Annotated in this window: 1 protein-coding gene; it reads left to right on the forward strand. The window is 74.5% G+C overall.

The window, feature by feature from the left end; all coding sequences use genetic code 11:
- Positions 1 to 2219, forward strand: a 2219-nt coding sequence (locus ACWGH0_RS34600; protein ID WP_453408241.1) for a condensation domain-containing protein, incomplete at both ends; no start/stop codon positions are given.

The following is a 2219-nucleotide window of genomic DNA, read 5'->3' on the forward strand; positions in this document are numbered from 1 at the left end:
CCGACACCCAGATCAAAATCCGCGGCTTCCGCGTCGAACCCACCGAAATCGAAACCCTCCTCACCACCCACCCCCACCTCACCCAAGCCACCGTGACGTACGGGAACGGGCGGCTGACGGCGTACGCGACGGCCGCGCCCGGCGGGACCGCGCCCGAGCCCGCAGAGGTCCGGGCCTGGCTGCGGGAGCGGCTCCCGGACCACATGGTGCCCGCGTTCGTCGTCCTGCTCGACCGGCTGCCCCTCACCCCCAACGGCAAGATCGACAAACGCGCGCTGCCGGAACCCACCGCGCCGGCCGTGACGGGACGGGGACGCGCGCCCCGCACCGCGCTGGAGGAGATCGTCTGCGCGCTGTTCGCCGAGGTGCTGGGGGTGGACGGGCCGACGCCGGCGGACGCGGACTTCTTCGAGCTGGGCGGGCACTCGCTGCTCGCGGCCCGGCTGGCGAACCGGCTCGCATCGGCGCTGGACAGCCGGCTGGGGCTGCGCGAGGTGTTCCGGCACTCCACCCCTGCCCGGCTGGCCGCGCATCTCGCGGAGCGCACCGGGCGGCGGGGCGCGCTGCCGCCGCCGACGGCCCCGGGCCGGCGCCCGGAGCGGCTGCCCCTGTCCTTCGCCCAGCAGCGGCTGTGGCTGGTGAACGGGCTCGAAGCCGGCTCGACCGCGTACAACGTACCGATGGCCGTGCGCCTCGAAGGACCGGTGGACGTGGCCGCGCTGCGTGCCGCGTTCAGCGACCTGGTGGAGCGCCACGAGCCGCTGCGTACCCGCTTCGCCGTCGCGGACGGCGAGCCCCACCAGGTGGTGGCTCCGGCGGGCGAGGTGTCCTTCACGGTCCGGGAGGTGGCGCCCGGGGCGGTGGACGGCGCGCTGCGAGCGGCGGCCGGGCACGTCTTCGACCTCGCGGCCGAGCCGCCGTTGCGGGTGACCCTGCTGCGCACCGGACCGCAGAGCGCGGTACTGCTGGTGCTGCTCCACCACATCGCCACCGACGGGCAGTCGCTGCGGCCGCTGTTCACGGATCTCTCCGCGGCCTACGCGGCCCGCCTGGCGGGACGCCCGCCCGGCTGGTCACCGCTGCCGCTGACGTACGCCGACCATGCGCTGTGGCAGCGGTCCGCCCTGTCCGGGCCGGTGCTCGACGAGCAGCTGGACTACTGGCGGAAGGCGCTGGCGGAGCTGCCGGAGGAGCTGGGGCTGGTGCACGACCGGCCGCGGCCGCCGGTGGCCTGCCTCCGGGGTGGGGCCGTGGAAGTGGACTACGGTCCTGCACTCGGCAGAGCGGTGCGGGAGTTGGCCCGGGCCGAGCGGTGCACACCGTTCATGGTGGTGCAGGCGGCGCTCGCGGCCACCCTGACCCGGCTGGGCGCGGGCACCGACATTCCGCTGGGTTCCCCGGTCGCGGGCCGCTCGGAGGAGAGCCTGGCGGGTCTGGTGGGGTTCTTCGTCAACACGCTCGTGCTGCGTACGGACACCTCGGGCGATCCGGAGTTCCGGGAACTGCTGCGCCGGGTGCGGGCGACGGACCTCGACGCGTTCGCGCACCAGGACGCCCCTTTCGACCACGTGCTGGAAGCCGTGAACCCGGTACGGTCACTGGCCCGGCACCCGCTGTTCCAGGTGTGCCTGGCGGTGGAGAGCGGTCCCGCGCCCGCGCCGGAGTTCACCGGTGTGCGGACGGGGGCGGCCGAACCGGTGGTGACCGGGGCCGTCAAGTTCGACCTGGAGTTCCTGCTGCGCACCGGGGCGGCCGGCGGCGGGCCCGGTACGGACGGGCTGGCCGGCACGGTGCTCTTCAGCGAGGACGTCTTCGACCGCGGGACCGTCGAGCGGCTGGCCGGGACGTTCCGCCGGATTCTGGAACAGGCCGTGTCGGCCCCGCACCTTCGGCTCTCCGAGCTGGAGCCCGTGGCGGACGGGGACCTGCGGCAGATCCTGGGTGAGTGGGCGGGCTCTGCGGTGCCGGTCGACGACCGGCCGCTGACCGAGCGTTTCGAGGAGCAGGCGCGACTGCGTCCGCAGGCCTCGGCCGTCGTCTTCGGCGATCAGCGGCTCTCGTACGCGGAGCTGGACGCACGCGCCAACCGGCTCGCGCACCACCTGCGGGACACGACCGGACTGAGGCGCGGTCAGCTCGCGGGCGTCCTCCTGGACCGGTCGGCGGAACTCGCCGTCACCATCCTCGCGGTGCTCAAGTGCGGAGCCGGATACGCCCTG

This window comes from Streptomyces sp. NPDC054887 (assembly GCF_053610585.1).